General features: G+C 67.3%; 17 protein-coding genes and 1 tRNA gene. 11 read left to right on the forward strand and 7 right to left on the reverse strand.

Features of this window, described 5'->3' with window-relative positions; genetic code table 11:
- Positions 1 to 3: 3 nt before the first annotated feature.
- From AC5JBD_RS02795 to AC5JBD_RS02805, 3 genes are all read right to left on the reverse strand, one after another.
- Positions 4 to 744 carry a metallophosphoesterase family protein gene (locus AC5JBD_RS02795; RefSeq protein ID WP_495720240.1) on the reverse strand — a complete coding sequence of 247 codons (741 nt, stop codon included), beginning with the start codon at positions 742 to 744 and terminating at the stop codon, positions 4 to 6.
- A complete protein-coding gene (locus AC5JBD_RS02800) occupies positions 725 to 1,516 on the reverse strand; it encodes a nucleotidyltransferase family protein (RefSeq protein ID WP_495720241.1) in 792 nt (263 codons plus the stop codon). Before AC5JBD_RS02800 ends, AC5JBD_RS02795 begins: the two co-directional genes overlap by 20 nt.
- Positions 1,517 to 1,624: 108 nt before the next feature.
- Positions 1,625 to 1,699: transfer RNA gene (locus AC5JBD_RS02805), tRNA-Gly, on the reverse strand.
- 162 nt (positions 1,700 to 1,861) lie between these two features.
- Here AC5JBD_RS02805 and AC5JBD_RS02810 point away from each other — a divergent pair.
- From AC5JBD_RS02810 to AC5JBD_RS02825, 4 genes are read left to right on the forward strand one after another with little or no spacing between them, the layout of a single operon-like run.
- The gene (locus tag AC5JBD_RS02810; protein ID WP_495720242.1) at positions 1,862 to 2,773 is read left to right on the forward strand and encodes a tetratricopeptide repeat protein; all 912 of its coding nucleotides are present in this window, start codon (positions 1,862 to 1,864) and stop codon (positions 2,771 to 2,773) included.
- Entirely contained in the window at positions 2,773 to 3,408 is a 636-nt protein-coding gene (locus AC5JBD_RS02815) for an LON peptidase substrate-binding domain-containing protein (protein WP_495720243.1), read from the forward strand. The genes AC5JBD_RS02810 and AC5JBD_RS02815 overlap by 1 nt, the downstream gene beginning before the upstream one ends.
- Complete coding sequence (locus tag AC5JBD_RS02820) at positions 3,405 to 3,581, forward strand: Trm112 family protein (RefSeq protein ID WP_495720244.1); 177 nt, start codon at positions 3,405 to 3,407, stop codon at positions 3,579 to 3,581. The genes AC5JBD_RS02815 and AC5JBD_RS02820 overlap by 4 nt, the downstream gene beginning before the upstream one ends.
- Positions 3,582 to 3,595: 14 nt before the next feature.
- Positions 3,596 to 5,263: an FAD-dependent oxidoreductase gene (locus AC5JBD_RS02825; RefSeq protein WP_495720245.1), complete on the forward strand. Its 1,668-nt coding sequence runs from the start codon at positions 3,596 to 3,598 to the stop codon at positions 5,261 to 5,263.
- Here the strand turns inward: AC5JBD_RS02825 and AC5JBD_RS02830 are convergent, their stop codons facing one another.
- Entirely contained in the window at positions 5,264 to 6,472 is a 1,209-nt protein-coding gene (locus tag AC5JBD_RS02830; RefSeq protein ID WP_495720246.1) for a UbiH/UbiF/VisC/COQ6 family ubiquinone biosynthesis hydroxylase, read from the reverse strand.
- A 108-nt stretch (positions 6,473 to 6,580) separates the two neighbouring features.
- Here AC5JBD_RS02830 and AC5JBD_RS02835 point away from each other — a divergent pair, with 108 nt between their 5' ends.
- The 5 genes from AC5JBD_RS02835 to ribA all read left to right on the forward strand — a co-directional run bounded on the left by AC5JBD_RS02835 (position 6,581) and on the right by ribA (position 12,066).
- Positions 6,581 to 8,944 carry an FtsK/SpoIIIE family DNA translocase gene (locus AC5JBD_RS02835; RefSeq protein ID WP_495720247.1) on the forward strand — a complete coding sequence of 788 codons (2,364 nt, stop codon included), beginning with the start codon at positions 6,581 to 6,583 and terminating at the stop codon, positions 8,942 to 8,944.
- A gap of 177 nt (positions 8,945 to 9,121) precedes the next feature.
- Entirely contained in the window at positions 9,122 to 9,295 is a 174-nt protein-coding gene (locus AC5JBD_RS02840; protein ID WP_495720248.1) for a hypothetical protein, read from the forward strand.
- A gap of 81 nt (positions 9,296 to 9,376) precedes the next feature.
- Positions 9,377 to 10,003, forward strand: coding sequence for a LolA family protein (locus AC5JBD_RS02845; protein ID WP_495720249.1), 627 nt, complete (start codon positions 9,377 to 9,379; stop codon positions 10,001 to 10,003).
- Positions 10,004 to 10,225: 222 nt separating this feature from the next.
- Complete coding sequence (locus tag AC5JBD_RS02850; protein WP_495720250.1) at positions 10,226 to 11,020, forward strand: exodeoxyribonuclease III; 795 nt, start codon at positions 10,226 to 10,228, stop codon at positions 11,018 to 11,020.
- Positions 11,017 to 12,066, forward strand: coding sequence for a GTP cyclohydrolase II (gene ribA, locus AC5JBD_RS02855; protein ID WP_495720251.1), 1,050 nt, complete (start codon positions 11,017 to 11,019; stop codon positions 12,064 to 12,066). Before AC5JBD_RS02850 ends, ribA begins: the two co-directional genes overlap by 4 nt.
- 105 nt (positions 12,067 to 12,171) lie before the next feature.
- Here ribA and AC5JBD_RS02860 read toward each other — a convergent pair whose 3' ends face one another.
- Together AC5JBD_RS02860 and AC5JBD_RS02865 are read right to left on the reverse strand one after the other, a co-directional pair.
- On the reverse strand, positions 12,172 to 12,834 hold the full coding sequence (locus AC5JBD_RS02860; protein ID WP_495721172.1) for an HAD family hydrolase: 663 nt from the start codon (positions 12,832 to 12,834) through the stop codon (positions 12,172 to 12,174).
- Positions 12,831 to 13,499, reverse strand: coding sequence for a YggS family pyridoxal phosphate-dependent enzyme (locus AC5JBD_RS02865; protein WP_495720252.1), 669 nt, complete (start codon positions 13,497 to 13,499; stop codon positions 12,831 to 12,833). Before AC5JBD_RS02865 ends, AC5JBD_RS02860 begins: the two co-directional genes overlap by 4 nt.
- 22 nt (positions 13,500 to 13,521) lie before the next feature.
- Here AC5JBD_RS02865 and AC5JBD_RS02870 point away from each other — a divergent pair, with 22 nt between their 5' ends.
- Positions 13,522 to 14,031, forward strand: a complete 510-nt coding sequence (locus tag AC5JBD_RS02870) for a thiamine phosphate synthase (protein WP_495720253.1) — start codon at positions 13,522 to 13,524, stop codon at positions 14,029 to 14,031.
- Here AC5JBD_RS02870 and AC5JBD_RS02875 read toward each other — a convergent pair.
- Positions 14,028 to 14,735, reverse strand: coding sequence for a hypothetical protein (locus AC5JBD_RS02875; RefSeq protein WP_495720254.1), 708 nt, complete (start codon positions 14,733 to 14,735; stop codon positions 14,028 to 14,030). The two genes, AC5JBD_RS02870 and AC5JBD_RS02875, sit on opposite strands and share 4 nt — an antisense overlap.
- A gap of 303 nt (positions 14,736 to 15,038) precedes the next feature.
- On the opposite strand from AC5JBD_RS02875, the gene AC5JBD_RS02880 reads away from it, so the two are divergent.
- Entirely contained in the window at positions 15,039 to 15,467 is a 429-nt protein-coding gene (locus tag AC5JBD_RS02880) for a DUF3576 domain-containing protein (protein WP_495721173.1), read from the forward strand.

A 15,467-nucleotide genomic window follows, 5' to 3' on the forward strand; every position in this document is an offset into this window, starting at 1 on the left:
CCCTCAGATTTCCAGCAAGGCGTAGGGCCGGCCGAGCTCCGCGCTCACCACGAACTGCGCGACATTGTAGACCGGCACGCCGCCCGGCGTGCGGCCCGCATAGCGGCCGCGATGGGCGTGGCCGTGGACCACTGCCCTGACGTTGTCGAACCGGTCCACCGCCTGGGCGAGGCGCGAGGAGCCGAGGAAAGGGAAGATCTCCAGCGGCTCGCCCTCGATCGTCTCCGGGATCGGCGAATAATGGAGCACTGCCATGATCCGCTCGGTCCGTAATGTGCGGAGCTGATGCTCGAGCTTGCGCGCCTCGCCGATAGACTCATCTACGAACGTCTTGATCGCGGTCTCGCCAAACGGGTCGAGCTCGGCCCGGCCGAAGCCGCCGATGAAGCCCTTGACGCCGGCAAAGCCGACGCCCTCGACCATCGTCGCCTGCTCGTCGAGGAGAGTGACGCCCGCCTGCGAGAGGATTTCGGCCACCTTCTCGGGCTGCCCGCATTCATAGTCGTGATTGCCGAGCACGCCGACGGCGGGGATGGTGCAGGCCCTGAGGTCCTCCGCGAGCAGCTCCGCCTCGCTGGTCTTGCCGAAATCGGTGAGATCGCCGGCCAGCACCAGCACGTCCGCGGCCTCGGAAATCTCGGCGAACAGCTCCCGATAGCGGCGCTCCCCGGTATCGCGGACGTGGAGATCGCCGATCGCTGCGACAGTTAGCGTGCCGTTCGCATCAATGCTTGGGTCGTTCATGCTTCTCGTCGATTCCCTTGCCGACGACGTCCGCGAAGCCCCATTCGCTGACGTCGATCACATAATCGGTGGGGCTCAAGAGCCGGCCGCGGCAGATGCGGACGCCGGAAGGTGGCATCTCCTCCTGCGCCTTGAGCCGGTCGATCAGCTCGTCGAATACGGCGCGCGGGATAAGGTCGCGCTCGGTTGGGTAGACGAAGCGGAAGTTGAGCACATTGATGAGCAGCACTTCCCAGTAGAGCTCGACCGCGGAGAGCAGCCATTTCCAGTCGATCTCCGCATGCTTCCGGAGGATGACGTGGGCGACGTCGGCGCCGTCATAACGGTAGCGCGTCTGCAGGAAGAGCTTGGAGAGGATGAACTGCGTCGGCGGCGTGATCAGCACCCGCGTGCCGTAGACCTCGACCGCATATTTCTCGTCGAACCACTCGTCGGTGATCGGGATCGAGACCGAGGAGATGTTGAAGATGACGTCGAAGAAATTCTCGCCCTGCCAGACCTTGCCGATCCAGCGCTCGTCCTCGACCTCGATCTCGTAGCCCTTGCTCTTGAAGAAAGCGAGGATCTTGGGGGCGTCCGACGGCTTGCAGAAGACGTCCAGGTCCTTGGTCGGCCGGATGATGCCGGTGAAGCAGGAGAGGGCGTATGTGCCCGAGAGCAGGAACGGCACGCCGGATTCGACCAGCAGCCTGAGACTCTCGACATAGAAATCGACCGCTTCCGGGGGCGGCTCGAAGGCCGAGGCGTCGAGGATCTGAAGCGTGTCGTCCATTAGCACCCGCGTCGATGGTCACGGAAGCCGCTGCCCCGCTGCCACGCCCAACGGCGCTTCACGCGATCCGTTCCGACCGCGCAACGGCAAGATACCTTCACGGAGAAATGGAGCGGGCGAAGGGATTCGAACCCTCGACCCCAACCTTGGCAAGGTTGTGCTCTACCCCTGAGCTACGCCCGCTCGACATGGCTGAGCCGATGCGCGATGCGGACCGGCTGAGGTAAGGCGGCGGCTGCTAGCATGGGCCTCCGGGGGTCGCAAGCCCCATCTGGCGGGCTTGGCAGACTCGCCCAGCATCCCACATAGGGGCGCAACGATCAGCCTTTTCGGAGTGACGAATACGTGGCGACCCTTGGCATGAGCGCCGCCGAGCGCGAGGCGCTGGACCAGTTCAAGAAGGAGGTGATCGAGCCGTCGATGACGAGCCTCGTCATCGTCGACTTCTGGGCGGAATGGTGCGGGCCGTGCAAGCAACTCGGCCCGGTGCTCGAGAAGGTGGCCGCCGATTACGCGTCGAAGGGCGTCAAGCTCGTCAAGATCGACGTCGACAAGAACAAGATGATCGCCGCGCAATTCCGCGTGCAGTCGATCCCCACCGTCTATGCGGTGTTCCAGGGCCAGCTGGTCGCTGACCTGACGCCGGCGCGGACCGAAGGGCAGCTCGCCCGCGCGCTCGACCAGATCCTCGGGCAATTGCCGGTGCAGGGCGAGGAACAGCAGCTGGAGGACCAGATCGAGCCGCTGATCGCGATGGGCGAAGAGGTGCTGGCGGGCGGCGATGCGGAACGGGCGGTGTCGATCTTCGGCCAGATCCACGAAATGGCGCCCGACCATGCCGAAGTGATCTCCGGCCTCGCCCGGGCGCTGGTGCAGGCGGGACAGGTCGAGGAAGCGCGGGCGCTGCTCGCCGACGTGCCCGAGAAGGCGGCGAAGGATCCGGCAATCGCCCGCGCACAGTCGGCGCTGGCGCTGGCGGAGATCGCTCCGGCAAATGCGGAAACTGGCACGTTCGAGCGGAGGCTCGCCGACGATCCGGACGATCATGAAGCGCGCTTCGAGCTGGCCGGCGCGCTGATGGCGGGCGGCCAGCGCGACGCGGCGGCCGATCAGCTGCTCGAGCTGATCCGCCGCGACCGCGAGTGGAATGACGGTGCCGCGCGCAAGCGGCTGCTCCAGTTCATGGAGGTGGTGGGGCTCGAGGATCAATGGGCGCGCGACCAGCGCCGCCGCCTCTCCGCGATCCTCTTCACCTGATGCCCGGCGCCGGCCCGTTGCGGGTGCCGATCTTCCCGTTGGCGGGCGCGCTTCTCTTCCCGCGGACCCAGCTTCCGCTCCACATCTTCGAGCCGCGCTACCGGGCGATGGTGCGCGACGCGCTCGCCAGCGACCGGCTGATCGCAATGGTGCAGCCGAAGGACGAGAGCGAGCCGCCGAAAGTGTATGAGGTCGGCTGCATCGGCCGCATCGTCGGCTCGGAGGAGCTGGACGACGGCCGCTTCAACATCGTGCTGGAGGGAGTTTCGCGTTTCCGCATCCTCCGCGAGGCCGACGTCACGACGCCATATCGGCAGGTCGATGCCGACCGCAGCGGCTTCGACGACGATGCGGAGCCGGAACCGCTCGGCATCGCCCAGCGCGCCGAGCTGGAGCGCGAGGCCAAGCGCTATGCCGACGTATTGGGCTATGCCGTCGACTGGGATGCGGTCGGACGGCTGGACGACGAGATGCTGGTCAATGGCATCGCCCAAATCGCGCCGCTCGATACGGGATCCAAGCAGGCATTGCTGGAGGCGGGCGACATTGCCGGCCGGGCCGACCTGCTGGTCCAGTTCATGCAGTTCCAGCGCATGGCGCCCGGTGGCGCCGACGGGCCGGAGACGCTGCAATGAGCATCGGCTTCGACGAGGCGCTGCTTGAGGTGCTGGTGTGCCCGGTCACGCGCACGCCGCTGCGCTACGATGCGCAGGCGCAGGAGCTGGTCTCGGACGAGGCGAAGTTCGCTTTCCCGATCCGGCAGGGCATCGCGGTGATGCTCGTCGACGAGGCGAGACGAACCGGCTGAACGGAGGACGTGCAATGGCCGATCAGGCGGTCCAGGACCCCAGCGATCCTTATGCGCGGCTGGCGCAGACCTTTCCGAAGCTGACCGCCGAGCAGATCGAGCGGATCGCCGGCTACGGCACGACCGAGACGCTCGGCAAAGGCGAGCCGCTGTTCCGGCGCGGCGACCGCGGCGTCGATTTCTTCGTCCTGCTGCAGGGCTCGATCGAGATCACCGATCCCGGCACGACCGGCCACGAGGAGATCATCCACGTCCACGAAGCTGGCCAGTTCACCGGCGAGGTCGACCTGCTGAACGGCCACGAAATCCTGGTCGGCGGCCGCGCCGGGGCCGATTGCCGGGTGATCCGCGTCCGCCGCGACGCGTTCCGGCGGATGCTGGAAGCGGAGTCAGACATCAGCGAGGTCGTGATGCGGGCCTTCATCCTGCGCCGCGTCGGACTGATCGGCCATGGCCAGGGGGGCGTGGTCGTGATCGGCTCCTCGCACTGCGCGGATGCGCTGCGTATCCAGCGTTTTCTAACGAGGAACGGCTATCCCCACCGGATGCTCGGCACCGATGTTGATGCCGAGACGGCCGACATCCTCAAGTCGCTGCAGGTGACCTCCGAGCAGCTGCCGGTCGTGCTCCTGCCCGGCGAATTCGTCCTTTCGAACCCGACCACGCCGCAGCTGGCGGACGCGCTCGGGCTGACCGAGAGCTTTGAGCCCGGACAGGTCTACGATCTCGTCGTCGTCGGCGCGGGGCCAGCGGGTCTCGCGGCGGCCGTGTATGGGGCGTCGGAGGGGCTGGACACGCTGGTCATCGAGCCGCTCGCGCCGGGCGGCCAGGCGGGCACCAGCTCCAAGATCGAGAATTATCTCGGCTTTCCGACCGGCATCTCGGGCGAAGCGCTGGCCGGGCGGGCACAGGTGCAGGCGCAGAAATTCGGAGCGCGTCTCGCCATCTCCCGCCGCGTCACCGGCATGGAGTGCGACCGCAACCCGTTCCGGATCGAGCTGGAGGACGGGCAGAGCGTCTCCACCCGCTCGGTCGTGATCGCCACCGGCGCCCGTTATCGCACGCTGGATGTCGAGAATTACGAGCGGTTCGAGGGCCAGGGCATCCACTATGCCGCCACTTGGATGGAGGGGAATCTCTGCGTCGGCGAGGAGGTGGTCGTGGTCGGCGGCGGCAATTCCGCCGGGCAGGCCGCGGTCTTCCTGTCGCAGCAGGCCAAGCACGTCCACATCCTCGTCCGCGGCGAGGGGTTGGCGGCGACCATGTCCGACTATCTCATCCAGCGGATCGACGCTTCGCCGAAGATTACCCTTCACCCCTTTACCGAGATCACAGGCCTTTCGGGCAAGCACTTCCTTGAGGAAGTGACCTGGACCAACCGGGAGACGGGCGAGGCCGAGACGAAGGCGGTCGGCAACGTGTTCGTAATGATTGGGGCCGTCCCGAATACGGACTGGCTCGACGGCTGCATCCCGCTCGACCGCGGCGGGTTCGTCATCACTGGGCGGGATTCGGAAGGGATGGCCCTGTCGTCGCCCTATGCGACGGAGAAGGAAGGCATCTTCGCGGTCGGCGACGTCCGGTCCGGGTCGACCAAGCGCGTTGCCTCCGGCGTCGGCGAAGGTTCGGTCGTGGTGTCGTCGATCCACGCCTATCTCGCCGGCGTCGAGGCGGTGCCGTAGCTAAATCGGCAATCCTCGCAGCAGCAGCGGCAGATCGCCGCTTTCGCCGCGTGCCTCGGCCATGAAGCGATCCTTGAGCGGCCCGATCCGCTGGACCGCGCCCATGCCGAAGCGGCGGATCGCCGAAGCGGTGCGGCCGGGAATGCCGTAGAGCCGGGTCAGGCCGTCCGTCGCCGCCGCGACCATGAAGGTGTCGAGGCTGCGCCAGCGCTGATAGCGGTCGAGCAGCTGGGCGTCGCCGAGGTCCATGCCGAGGCGGGCGCCTTCGACCAGCACCTGAGTCAGCGCGGCGGCGTCGCGGAAGCCGAGATTGAGCCCCTGACCGGCGATCGGGTGGATGCCGTGCGCGGCGTCGCCGGCCAGCGCGAGGCGCTCGGCGGTGATCGTGGTCGCATGGTGGAAGCCGAGCGGGTAGCTGGCGCGCGGCCCGGCCATGCGGATGGCGCCGAGGAAGCCGCCCATCCTTTTCTCAACTTCGGCCGCCATTGCGCGATCGGGCAGGCCCAGCACGGCGGAGGCGTCTCGCGACGGCACCGACCAGACGATCGCCGAACGCGTGCCGGGGAGCATCGGCAGGATCGCGAAGGGGCCGGTGGGGTAGAAGATTTCGTAGGCGGTGTTCTCGTGCGACCGCTCAAGCTCGATCGTGACGATGATCGCCGCATGATCGTAGCTCCAGCGCGCGACCGGGATGCGGGCAAGCTCGCGCGTCGGCGAGTTGCGTCCCTCCGCGCCGATCAGCAGCGGCGCCGCGAGCAGGCGGCTGTCTTCCAGCGCGACCCGCACGCCGGTGTCGTCGCGCACGATCTCGGCGGGACGGGCGGGCATCACCAGCTCGACCTTCTCCGCCGCCATCGCGCTGTCGCGAAGGGCGGCGCGGAGCAGCCGGTTCTCGAACATGATGCCGAGTGGATCGTCGTCGGGCTCCGGATCGAACTGCAGCCCGCCGGGCTCCAGCCCGTCGCTGACGCGGATCGACCGGATCGGGCAGCCCTGCCCTTCGAGCCTGTCGCCGACGCCGATCGCCTCCAGCATCCGCCAGGAGGTGCTGGCGACCGCGGTGGCGCGGCCGTCATATTGCGGCGTCAGCTGCGTCTGCGGATCGGCCGGGTCGACGACAATGCTGGTGAGGCCGTGCCTGTCGAGCGCGATGGCGATGGTGAGCCCGACCAGCCCTCCGCCGAGGATGATGACGTCCGCGCGCTGCATTTTCTTGCCCTAGCGATGCAACGGAGCAACGCCAAGGCGCATGGTCGCGCTTGACCGCGGACTCCGGCAATGCGCATTGTTAACGTGCGGAACATTTGGGGCACGTTCATGGCAGTATCGGTTGCACGCTCAGGCCGGCAGGAACGGCTCGCCAACTGGCGCGATGGCGTCAAGAAGGGGATCAGGCGCTCCGGCGCGGTGCTGACCGGCGCCGCCCTGATCGTCGCGGCCCTGCTGAGCGCAGCGGCCTTGGTGAACTACCGGCCGAGCGATCCTGCCTTCAACACCGCTGCCGCCGGACCGGTGAAGAACTGGCTCGGCTCGACCGGCGCCTACGGGTCGGACCTGCTGCTCAGCCTCTGGGGTCCGACGGCGGCGCTGCTGTTGCCGCTGATGATCATACTGGGTCTCCGCCTCGCCCGCGGGGCTGAAGCCGGGCGCTGGCTGCGCGCACTGCTGCTGACGATCGCAGGCATGGCGATGATCGGCACCGCTGCGGCTCTGCTGTGGGGCGGCGCCGTGAACGGCCTTCCCGCCGGCTGGGGCGGCGCGTTCGGCCTGTCTCTCGCCAAGCTGTTCGAGACCGGCATCGCCATGATCGGGCAGCCCGACGTGGCCGAGCCTTTCCGGCTCGTCGCGGTGGCGCTCACCGCCCTGACGGGGCTGTTCCTCGCCTATCTGGGCCTTGGCCTCCGCGCCGAGGAGCGCGCCTGGGTCGCCAGCCGCCGCGTTGCCATGCCGCGGCTGTCCAAGCGCGAAGCTGCAGCCGACGACGACGACGAATTGTCCGACGAGTATTACGACGACGAGGAGGAAGAGGAGCAGCCGGCGGAGAAGCGCGGCCGCACCCCCATCATCACCGCGCCGGAGCCGCCGCGCACGATCATCAACGACCGCTCCACGCCCGACAAGAACAAGCGCCCGGCGCGGGAGCGGCAGGCCTCACTGGCGCTCGGCGATGCCTACCAGCTGCCGACACTCGACCTGCTCAGCCCGCCGCCGGCCCGCACCAACACCACGCTCGACAAGGCGAGCCTGGAGCGGAACGCGCGGCTGCTCGAGTCCGTGCTCGAGGATTTCTCGGTCAAGGGCGAGATCGTCGAGGTTCGGCCCGGTCCGGTCGTGACCATGTACGAGCTTGAGCCCGCAAGCGGCATCAAGGCGAGCCGCGTCATCCAGCTTGCGGACGATATCGCCCGCAACATGTCGGCTTTGTCGGCACGCGTCGCGACCATCCCCGGCCGCAGCGTGATCGGCATCGAGCTGCCCAACGCCAAGCGCGAGATGGTGACGCTCTCCGAGCTGATCGCCAGCGACGCTTTCGAGGACCAGCAGGCCTCGCTGCCGCTGATCCTCGGCAAGAACATCGCCGGCGATCCGGTCGTGGCCGACCTGGCGCCGATGCCGCATCTGCTCGTCGCCGGCACCACCGGCTCGGGCAAATCGGTCGGCCTCAACTGCATGATCCTGTCCTTGCTCTACCGGCTGACCCCTGAGCAGTGCAGGATGATCATGATCGATCCCAAGATGCTGGAGCTCAGCATCTATGACGACATCCCCCACCTGCTCTCCCCCGTCGTCACCGAGCCCGCCAAGGCGATCCGCGCGCTCAAATGGACCGTCGAGCAGATGGAGGAGCGCTATCGCATGATGGCGTCGGTCGGCGTCCGCGCGCTTTCCAGCTTCAACTCCAAGGTGCGGGAGGCGAAGGCCAAGGGGCAGTCGCTCGGCCGCCGCGTCCAGACCGGATACGATCAGGAATCGGGCCAGCCGACCTACGAGATGGAGGAGCTGGACTACGACGTGCTGCCGCAGATCGTGGTGGTGGTCGACGAGCTTGCCGATTTGATGATGACGGCCGGAAAGGAGGTCGAATTCCTGATCCAGCGCCTCGCCCAGAAGGCGCGCGCGGCCGGCATCCACCTGATTATGGCGACGCAGCGCCCGTCGGTCGACGTCATCACCGGCGTCATCAAGGCGAACCTGCCGACGCGCATCTCCTTCTCGGTCACGTCGAAGATCGACAGCCGCACTATCCTCGGCGAGCAGGGCGCGGAGCAGCTGCTCGGCAAGGGCGACATGCTCTACATGCCCGGCGGCAAGCAGATCGCCCGCGTCCACGGGCCCTTCGTGTCGGACGAAGAAGTCCGCGCCGTCGCCGACTTCTGGCGCGGCCAGGGCCATCCCGAATATGTCCAGTCGGTCACCGAGGAGCCGGAGGATGGCGGCTACATGTTCGAGGGCCAGCCGACCGGCGACGACGACGCGGAGAGTCAGCTCTACCGCAAGGCGGTGCAGACCGTCGCCGAGAGCCAGAAGGCCTCGACCTCCTACCTCCAGCGGCAGCTCCGCGTCGGCTACAACAACGCCGCGCGGCTGATCGAGCGGATGGAGAAAGAGGGCAAGGTCAGCGCTCCCGACCATGTCGGCCGCCGCGAAGTGCTGATCGATCCGGATGGCCACGCCATCTGATTCGACTCGACTCGTTTTCGCAACGCTTCGACTCACGAGTGATGGCCGGCGGGCGGAAATGCGTTAACCAAACATAGTGCGAGTGGGCGAGGGCGTAAGGTGGACATTCCGGTTCATGGCCATGAGGGGCAGCGAGAGCACGGCCGCTCCGAAGGCGAAATCAGTACTGCGTTGAACTTGCCGGGAAAACCTTACGCCCTATTCCGCCGCCTCGCCTTGCTCGGCTATTATGCGACCCCCGGCGAGGCCTTCGCCGCCGGCATGGCAGAATTCCCCGACGGCGGCTTTTCGATCCAGGAGATCGGCCGCGGCGGCTTCCCGCAGGATCCGATCCCCTCTTCCCTCTCCTGAACCTCAGGGAACCGGCCAGTTCAGTAGGCATTCAATCGGGGACCCCCATATTCCCCGCGAACCGAACTGACGGAGATCCTGATGAAGCGTCTCGCAACGCTCGCTATCCTTGCCGCGCCCCTCACGGCCGCGGCGCTCGCGCCCGCGCCGGTCCTGGCGCAGGCCGCCTCGCCGCTCGCGCAGGTCAGCGGCCACCTCAAGGCGGTCGACACGATGACTGCGGCCTTCACCCAGACCGGCCGCAACGGCCAGACGCTCGACGGCCAGCTGACGCTCAAGCGTCCAGGCAAGATCCGCTTCCAATATGGTCCGGGCGTGCCGATGCTGGTCGTGGCCGACGGCAAATCGCTGACCATGGTCGACTATCAGGTGAAGCAGGTCTCGCGCTGGCCGATCGGCAATTCGCCGCTGTCGGTGCTGCTGGACCCGAACCGGAACCTCGCCAAGGTCGCCAAGATCCTGCCGAGCGACGACCGCGTCGTGCTGGTCCAGGCGCGCGATCCGGGGCGGCCGGAATTCGGCACGATCACTCTCGCTTTCGCCAAGGTGGCGAGCGCGCCATCCGGGCTGATGCTGACCGGCTGGACGACCATCGACGCCCAGAAGAACCGTTCGACGGTGAAGCTGAGCAACCAGCGCTTCAACGTGCCTGTCGCCGAAACGGCCTTCCGCTACGTCGATCCGCGCAAGAATGCCGGCCGGGGTTAAGAATAGTTAACGTCATTCATCCCGGCGACAGGAAGGTATTGTTAGAAGACCTATCTCAATTGCGGTTCGCCGCTCCGGGTTTTCCCCCTGTTGCCCGGATCGAGAATCGGAATTGGCCTCGCGTAGCATACGCTTGGTGGCCCTCGCTCCACGCCCCCGGAGCGGGGGCCTTTACGCGTACGGGCTGGACGGCCCGCTTTTCGCCCCGTTAGAGCCGCAGCCATGCCGACGACGCTGAAAATCGCTTCCTGGAACATCAACAGCGTCCGCGCGCGACTCGAGATCGTCCAGAAGTTCCTGCGCGAGGAAGCGCCTGACGTTCTTTGCCTTCAGGAGACGAAGGTGGTGGACCAGGATTTCCCGCGGGCCGTGTTCCACAAGCTCGGCTACGTCCACCAGATCCTCTGCGGCCAGCGCATGCATCATGGCGTCGCCATCCTCAGCAAGCTGCCGATGCGGGAGGAAGTGCGCAACGACTGGCAGGCGAACGGCGAGGCCCGCCACATCGGCGTGCGGCTCGAAAGCGGCATCCGGCTCGAGAATGTATATGTGCCGGCCGGCGGAGACATTCCTGACCGCGAGCAGAATCCGAAGTTCGGGCAGAAGCTCGATTTCGTGGAGCGGATGACGCGCTGGTCCGAGACGTGCGAATGCCCGACAATCATGGTCGGCGACTTCAACATCGCGCCGCTCGAATGCGACGTGTGGAGCCACAAGCAGCTCCTGGGCGTGGTCAGCCATACGCCGGTCGAGGTCGAGGCGCTGAACGGATTGCAGGCGAGCAACGATTGGGTCGATCTCGGCCGGCATTTCTTCCCGGCACCCGGACGGCTCCACACCTGGTGGAGCTATCGCTCGCCGGATTGGACGAAGAATGACCGAGGCCGCCGGCTCGATCACATGTGGGCCACGAAGGACGTCGCCGCGCTGGCGGTGCGGCATCAGGTCCACGAGCCCTGCCGCAACTGGGAGCGCCCGTCCGACCATGTGCCGCTGGTGACGGAGTTCGCCACTTGAGCGACGGCCGCGACGTCGCCCGCGCGATCGACGCGCTGCGTCGCGGCTGGCCGGTGCTGATCGACGGCATCGGCTTCCTGGCCATCGAGACTACCGACGAAGAAGGGCTTGGCGCCTTCGATACGCCTCGCCGCGCTGACATCCTGATCGCGGGCAATCGGGCGGTGACGCTGAAGCTCGCCAATCAGCGGGAGGCCGTCCCGACCGGGCCGGTGCGCATCGAGCGAACGTCCTGGATCGATCTTGCCGGAGCCACGGCGGTCGCGGATCCGGCGCTGGACCTCTCGACGCCGTTGAAGGGCCCATTCAGGACCGTCCCGGTGGAGTCGCAGGAGGCTGCTCACGCGGCGCTTCGGCTGGCGCGGCTGGCGGGACTGCTTCCCGCCTTCTTCATCGGCGGCGATACCGGCGCAGCGGCGCTAAGCCTGTCCTCCGCTCTGGTCGAAGAGCAGACCCGGTCCCCGTCCTTGGCCATTGCGTCGCGCGCCAAGCTGCCCACGCGCCATTCGGAAGGCGGCGAGATCGTCGCGTTTCGCTCACATGAGGACGGAGCCGAGCATGTGGCGCTCCTGATTGGCCAGCCGACGGGGACTCCGCCACTCGTCCGCATCCACAGCGAATGCCTGACCGGCGACGTGCTCGGCTCGCTGAAATGCGATTGCGGGCCGCAGCTCTCGGACGCGCTCACCGCGATCACCGCCTCGGGCTGGGGGATATTGCTCTATCTCCGCCAGGAGGGGCGCGGCATCGGCCTGGTCAACAAGCTGCGCGCCTACGCGCTGCAGGACCAGGGCTTCGACACGGTCGACGCGAATTTGAGGCTCGGCTTCGGCGACGACGAGCGCGACTTCGGTGTCGCTGCGGCGATGCTGAAGGCCTTGGCGCAGGATGAGGTGCGGTTGCTCACCAACAATCCTCGCAAGGTTGCGGGACTGGAAAGCGCCGGCGTCAGGGTCGCGGAGCGCGTACCGCTCAAAAGCGGTACCAACACCCACAACCAGGCCTATCTCGACACAAAGCGTCTGCGCAGCGGACATCACCTTTAAGCCCTCTCCCTTGAGGGAGAGGGTCGGGTGAGGGTGTACGGCGCTTGAGACTATTCGCGGATACAGAACCCCCTCACCCCAACCCTCTCCCGTCGGGGAGGGGAGCTAGGCGAGGGCGGCCGCAACCTCGTCGAAGCTGTGGGCGATGACATGGGCGCCGAGCGCCCGGAGACGCTCGCCGTGGCCGTCGAAGCAATGACTGCCCGCCGCCAGCCCGATCACGACCCCGCCGGACGCGACCGCGCCGGTGACGCCGACCGGCGAATCCTCAATGATGGCTATCCGTTCGATCGGCAGGCCCAGCGCCGCCGCGGCGTGCAGGTAAAGGTCCGGCGCCGGCTTGCCTCGGTCGACATGCTCCCTGCCGCTGAAGATGTTGGGCTCGAACCGGTCGCGAAGCCCGAGATGGTCGAGATGAGTGCGGATCCACCGACTCGAGCTGGATGAGGCGACAGCGCGCGGGAGGTGGCGCGGGAGGCTTTCGATGAATGCGACGGCGCCGGCCACGGCGTCGATGCCCTCCCGCAGCACGCGCGCATCCTCCTCCTCGCGCAAAGCATGGAATTCGTCCGGCAGGGTCCTGCCGATCCACCGCTCGATCGCGCCGATGAAGTCCAGGCCGGCCAGGCCCATGAACTCGTTCATCGACTGCTCGACGCTGGTCGGGTGACCAATTGCGGTGAGATAGTCGGCAATCTGCTTGTTGCCGACATATTCGCTTTCGACCAGCACGCCGTCGAAGTCGAAGATGAGCCCCGCGAATCTCAGCCCCGCTCTCCGAACAAGGCGGTGCCGACGCGCACGTGGGTGGCGCCGATGGTCACTGCCGTCTCGTAATCCGAGGACATTCCCATGCTTAGGCCGGCGACGTCATGACGCCGGGCGAGCTGGGCCAGCAACGCAAAATAGGGCGCCGGCTCGACGTCGGCGGGCGGGATGCACATCAATCCGGCGAGCGGCAGCTCCGCCTCGCGATAGGCGGCGACGAGCGCGCCGAGCTCTCCCACGGCACAGCCGCCTTTCTGCGGCTCGTCGCCGATGTTGACCTGGAGGAAGCAGGGCGGCCGCCGCCCTACCCTGTCCATTGCCCGCGTAAGCGCCGTCACGAGCGAAGGCCGGTCCACGGAATGGATGGCGTCAAACAGCGCCACGGCATCCTCGGCCTTGTTCGACTGGAGCTGCCCGACGAGGTGCAGGTCCAGGTCCGGAAATTGTTCGCGGAGCGGGCGCCACTTCGCCTGCGCCTCCTGCACGCGATTCTCGCCGAAGGCGCGCTGCCCCGCCTCGATCAGCGGCGTGATCGCTCCTGCCGTCTGGGTCTTGGAGATCGCGATCAGCGTCACTTCGTCCGGCGCTCGCCGCGCAAGCTTGGCGGCGCGAGCGATCCGCTCACGCACCTCCGCCAGCCGCTCCTCCGCCGATGCATCCGTCATCGCGGCTGCTATAGGAACCGCGATGAAGCGCCGCCAGCCTTTGCCTCGCCACTGGCTGATGACGGACGAGCGGCAGGGCGATCGACTCTGGGCGGCTCTCGAGCGGCTGCCGAGAGGCGGTGGCATCGTCTTCCGACACTATGGCCTCGCGCGTCACGACCGCCTGCGCCTCTTCGAGCAGGTGCGGCAGGTTGCGAGGCGAAGGGGGCTGATGCTGCTGGTCGCCGGTTTGCCGTTGCCCGGCGGGGATGGCACCCATGGCCGACCGGGGAGGGGCCTGAGAAGCGCTCCGGTCCACAATCTTCGGGAGCTCAGGGCTGCGGAGCGGCGCGGCGTGGACCTCGTCTTCCTCTCACCGGTCTACCCGACACGCTCCCATCCGGGGGCAGCGCCGCTGGGCCCGCATCGCTTCGCCCTGATCGCGCACCAGGCGAGGGTGCCTGTCATCGCCCTCGGTGGCATGGATGCGGAAAAAGCCCGCACACTTGGCGGCGCCTACGGCTGGGCGGGAATCGACGCCTGGTCGCGTTAGAAGCGGAAGGCGGTGCCGATGTAGACCGCCTGGCTGTCGCGGCGCTCGTCGGCGAGCGGCTCGAGGCGGTCGTTCTGGATCTTATAGCGGACGCCGCCGGTCACATCGAGGTTGCGGGTCAGGCGGTAGGAGCCGCCCACGTCGACCGAATAGCTGCTCTCGACCGGATCCAGACGCGCCATGGTGCCGTCGCGCCGATCGGCGCCGGCGCTGACGCGGCCGGTGAACTTCTTGAGCGAATAGCTGATGCCGACCTCGGCCGCCTCGCGGCCGCCGGGCAGCGGGCCGCCTTCGACCTTGGCAACATCGCCCGAAATGGCGAAACGCTTCCAGCCGACCGACAGGCCAAGGTTGTAAGCCGCCGGCGTGATTGCCGTGACCGCCGTCGCCGACGGCTCGCGCACAGCCGCGGCAGCCGGAGTCGCCGTCCGGGCGCGCACTGCGACGCGGACCGCCTTGCTCTTGTCGGCGGAAGCGGCGGACGGGGTGAAGCGGAAGCTGCCGGGCTGGAGGCCGCGGCGCGCGAATTCGGCGGCGAGGCGCTGATCTGCAACGGCCGGAGTGAAGCTGCCGATGACCAGAGAAGGCGCGGCGCGCTTCTTCTTCTGGGCCTGAGTCGAGGCTGCCGACGCGGGGGCGAGCAGAAGCGCCAGCGCACCCAGCGCTGCTCCTCCCATCGCGATCATCCCACCCGGCCTGAGCACTTGCGACTCCCCTAATGGTCCGGATGTAGGTTGACTCCCCAAGGGAGACCAGCCTTCGCCCGGCGCTGTGGCCTGAATCCCAGACTCCTGTTGCATCTTTTCCACAACCATTCGAGCCTGCGCCCGGTTGGTGAAGGAAGCTGCAACGAACCTGGTTAGCAGCACATGAACGCGAACATGGCGCCGCAGACGCTTGCCGCCTGCGTGCCGTTATCTATAACGGCGGACGGCCCCCTCCAGTTTCGAGGAATTTTATAGATGTCCCGCGCTGTTCCGTTTTTCCTGGCAATCGCATCCGCGACCATGCTGTCCGGCTGCCAGTTCATCCGCGACGACATCAACAAGACGCTTGGCGGCGGCTCCGTCGACCGCGTTCAGCAGGCCGATCTCGCGGCGTCGCAGGTCACCACGATCGGCGTCAACGCCTATCTGTGGCGCGCCGCGCTCGACACGCTCTCCTTTGCGCCGATGGCGCAGGTCGATTCGGCCGGCGGCGTGATCGTGACCGACTGGTACGCCAACCCCAACTCGCCCGGTGAGCGGGTGAAGGTGACCGCTACCATCCTCGATGCGGACCTGCGCGCCGACGCGCTGCGTGTCGCCGCCTCGCGCCAGGTGATGCAGAACGGCCAGTGGATCGAGGCGCCGGTCGCGGCCGCGACCGTGCAGAAGCTGGAAGAGATCATTCTCACCAAGGCCCGCGACCTCAGGCGCAGCGCCGTCACCGGCTAA

It is taken from the genome of Allosphingosinicella sp. (genome assembly GCF_059502505.1).

What these genes read in the sequence shown, in the direction of transcription:
- AC5JBD_RS02850 (WP_495720250.1), top strand. Translation starts at nt 10,226, where the DNA reads ATGCCGACGACGCTGAAAATCGCTTCCTGGAACATCAACAGCGTCCGC.
- AC5JBD_RS02870 (WP_495720253.1), top strand. Translation starts at nt 13,522, where the DNA reads ATGAAGCGCCGCCAGCCTTTGCCTCGCCACTGGCTGATGACGGACGAG.
- AC5JBD_RS02830 (WP_495720246.1), bottom strand. Translation starts at nt 6,472, where the DNA reads ATGCAGCGCGCGGACGTCATCATCCTCGGCGGAGGGCTGGTCGGGCTC.
- AC5JBD_RS02815 (WP_495720243.1), top strand. Translation starts at nt 2,773, where the DNA reads ATGCCCGGCGCCGGCCCGTTGCGGGTGCCGATCTTCCCGTTGGCGGGC.
- AC5JBD_RS02795 (WP_495720240.1), bottom strand. Translation starts at nt 744, where the DNA reads ATGAACGACCCAAGCATTGATGCGAACGGCACGCTAACTGTCGCAGCG.
- AC5JBD_RS02800 (WP_495720241.1), bottom strand. Translation starts at nt 1,516, where the DNA reads ATGGACGACACGCTTCAGATCCTCGACGCCTCGGCCTTCGAGCCGCCC.
- AC5JBD_RS02865 (WP_495720252.1), bottom strand. Translation starts at nt 13,499, where the DNA reads ATGACGGATGCATCGGCGGAGGAGCGGCTGGCGGAGGTGCGTGAGCGG.
- AC5JBD_RS02880 (WP_495721173.1), top strand. Translation starts at nt 15,039, where the DNA reads ATGCTGTCCGGCTGCCAGTTCATCCGCGACGACATCAACAAGACGCTT.
- AC5JBD_RS02820 (WP_495720244.1), top strand. Translation starts at nt 3,405, where the DNA reads ATGAGCATCGGCTTCGACGAGGCGCTGCTTGAGGTGCTGGTGTGCCCG.
- AC5JBD_RS02845 (WP_495720249.1), top strand. Translation starts at nt 9,377, where the DNA reads ATGAAGCGTCTCGCAACGCTCGCTATCCTTGCCGCGCCCCTCACGGCC.
- AC5JBD_RS02825 (WP_495720245.1), top strand. Translation starts at nt 3,596, where the DNA reads ATGGCCGATCAGGCGGTCCAGGACCCCAGCGATCCTTATGCGCGGCTG.
- AC5JBD_RS02835 (WP_495720247.1), top strand. Translation starts at nt 6,581, where the DNA reads ATGGCAGTATCGGTTGCACGCTCAGGCCGGCAGGAACGGCTCGCCAAC.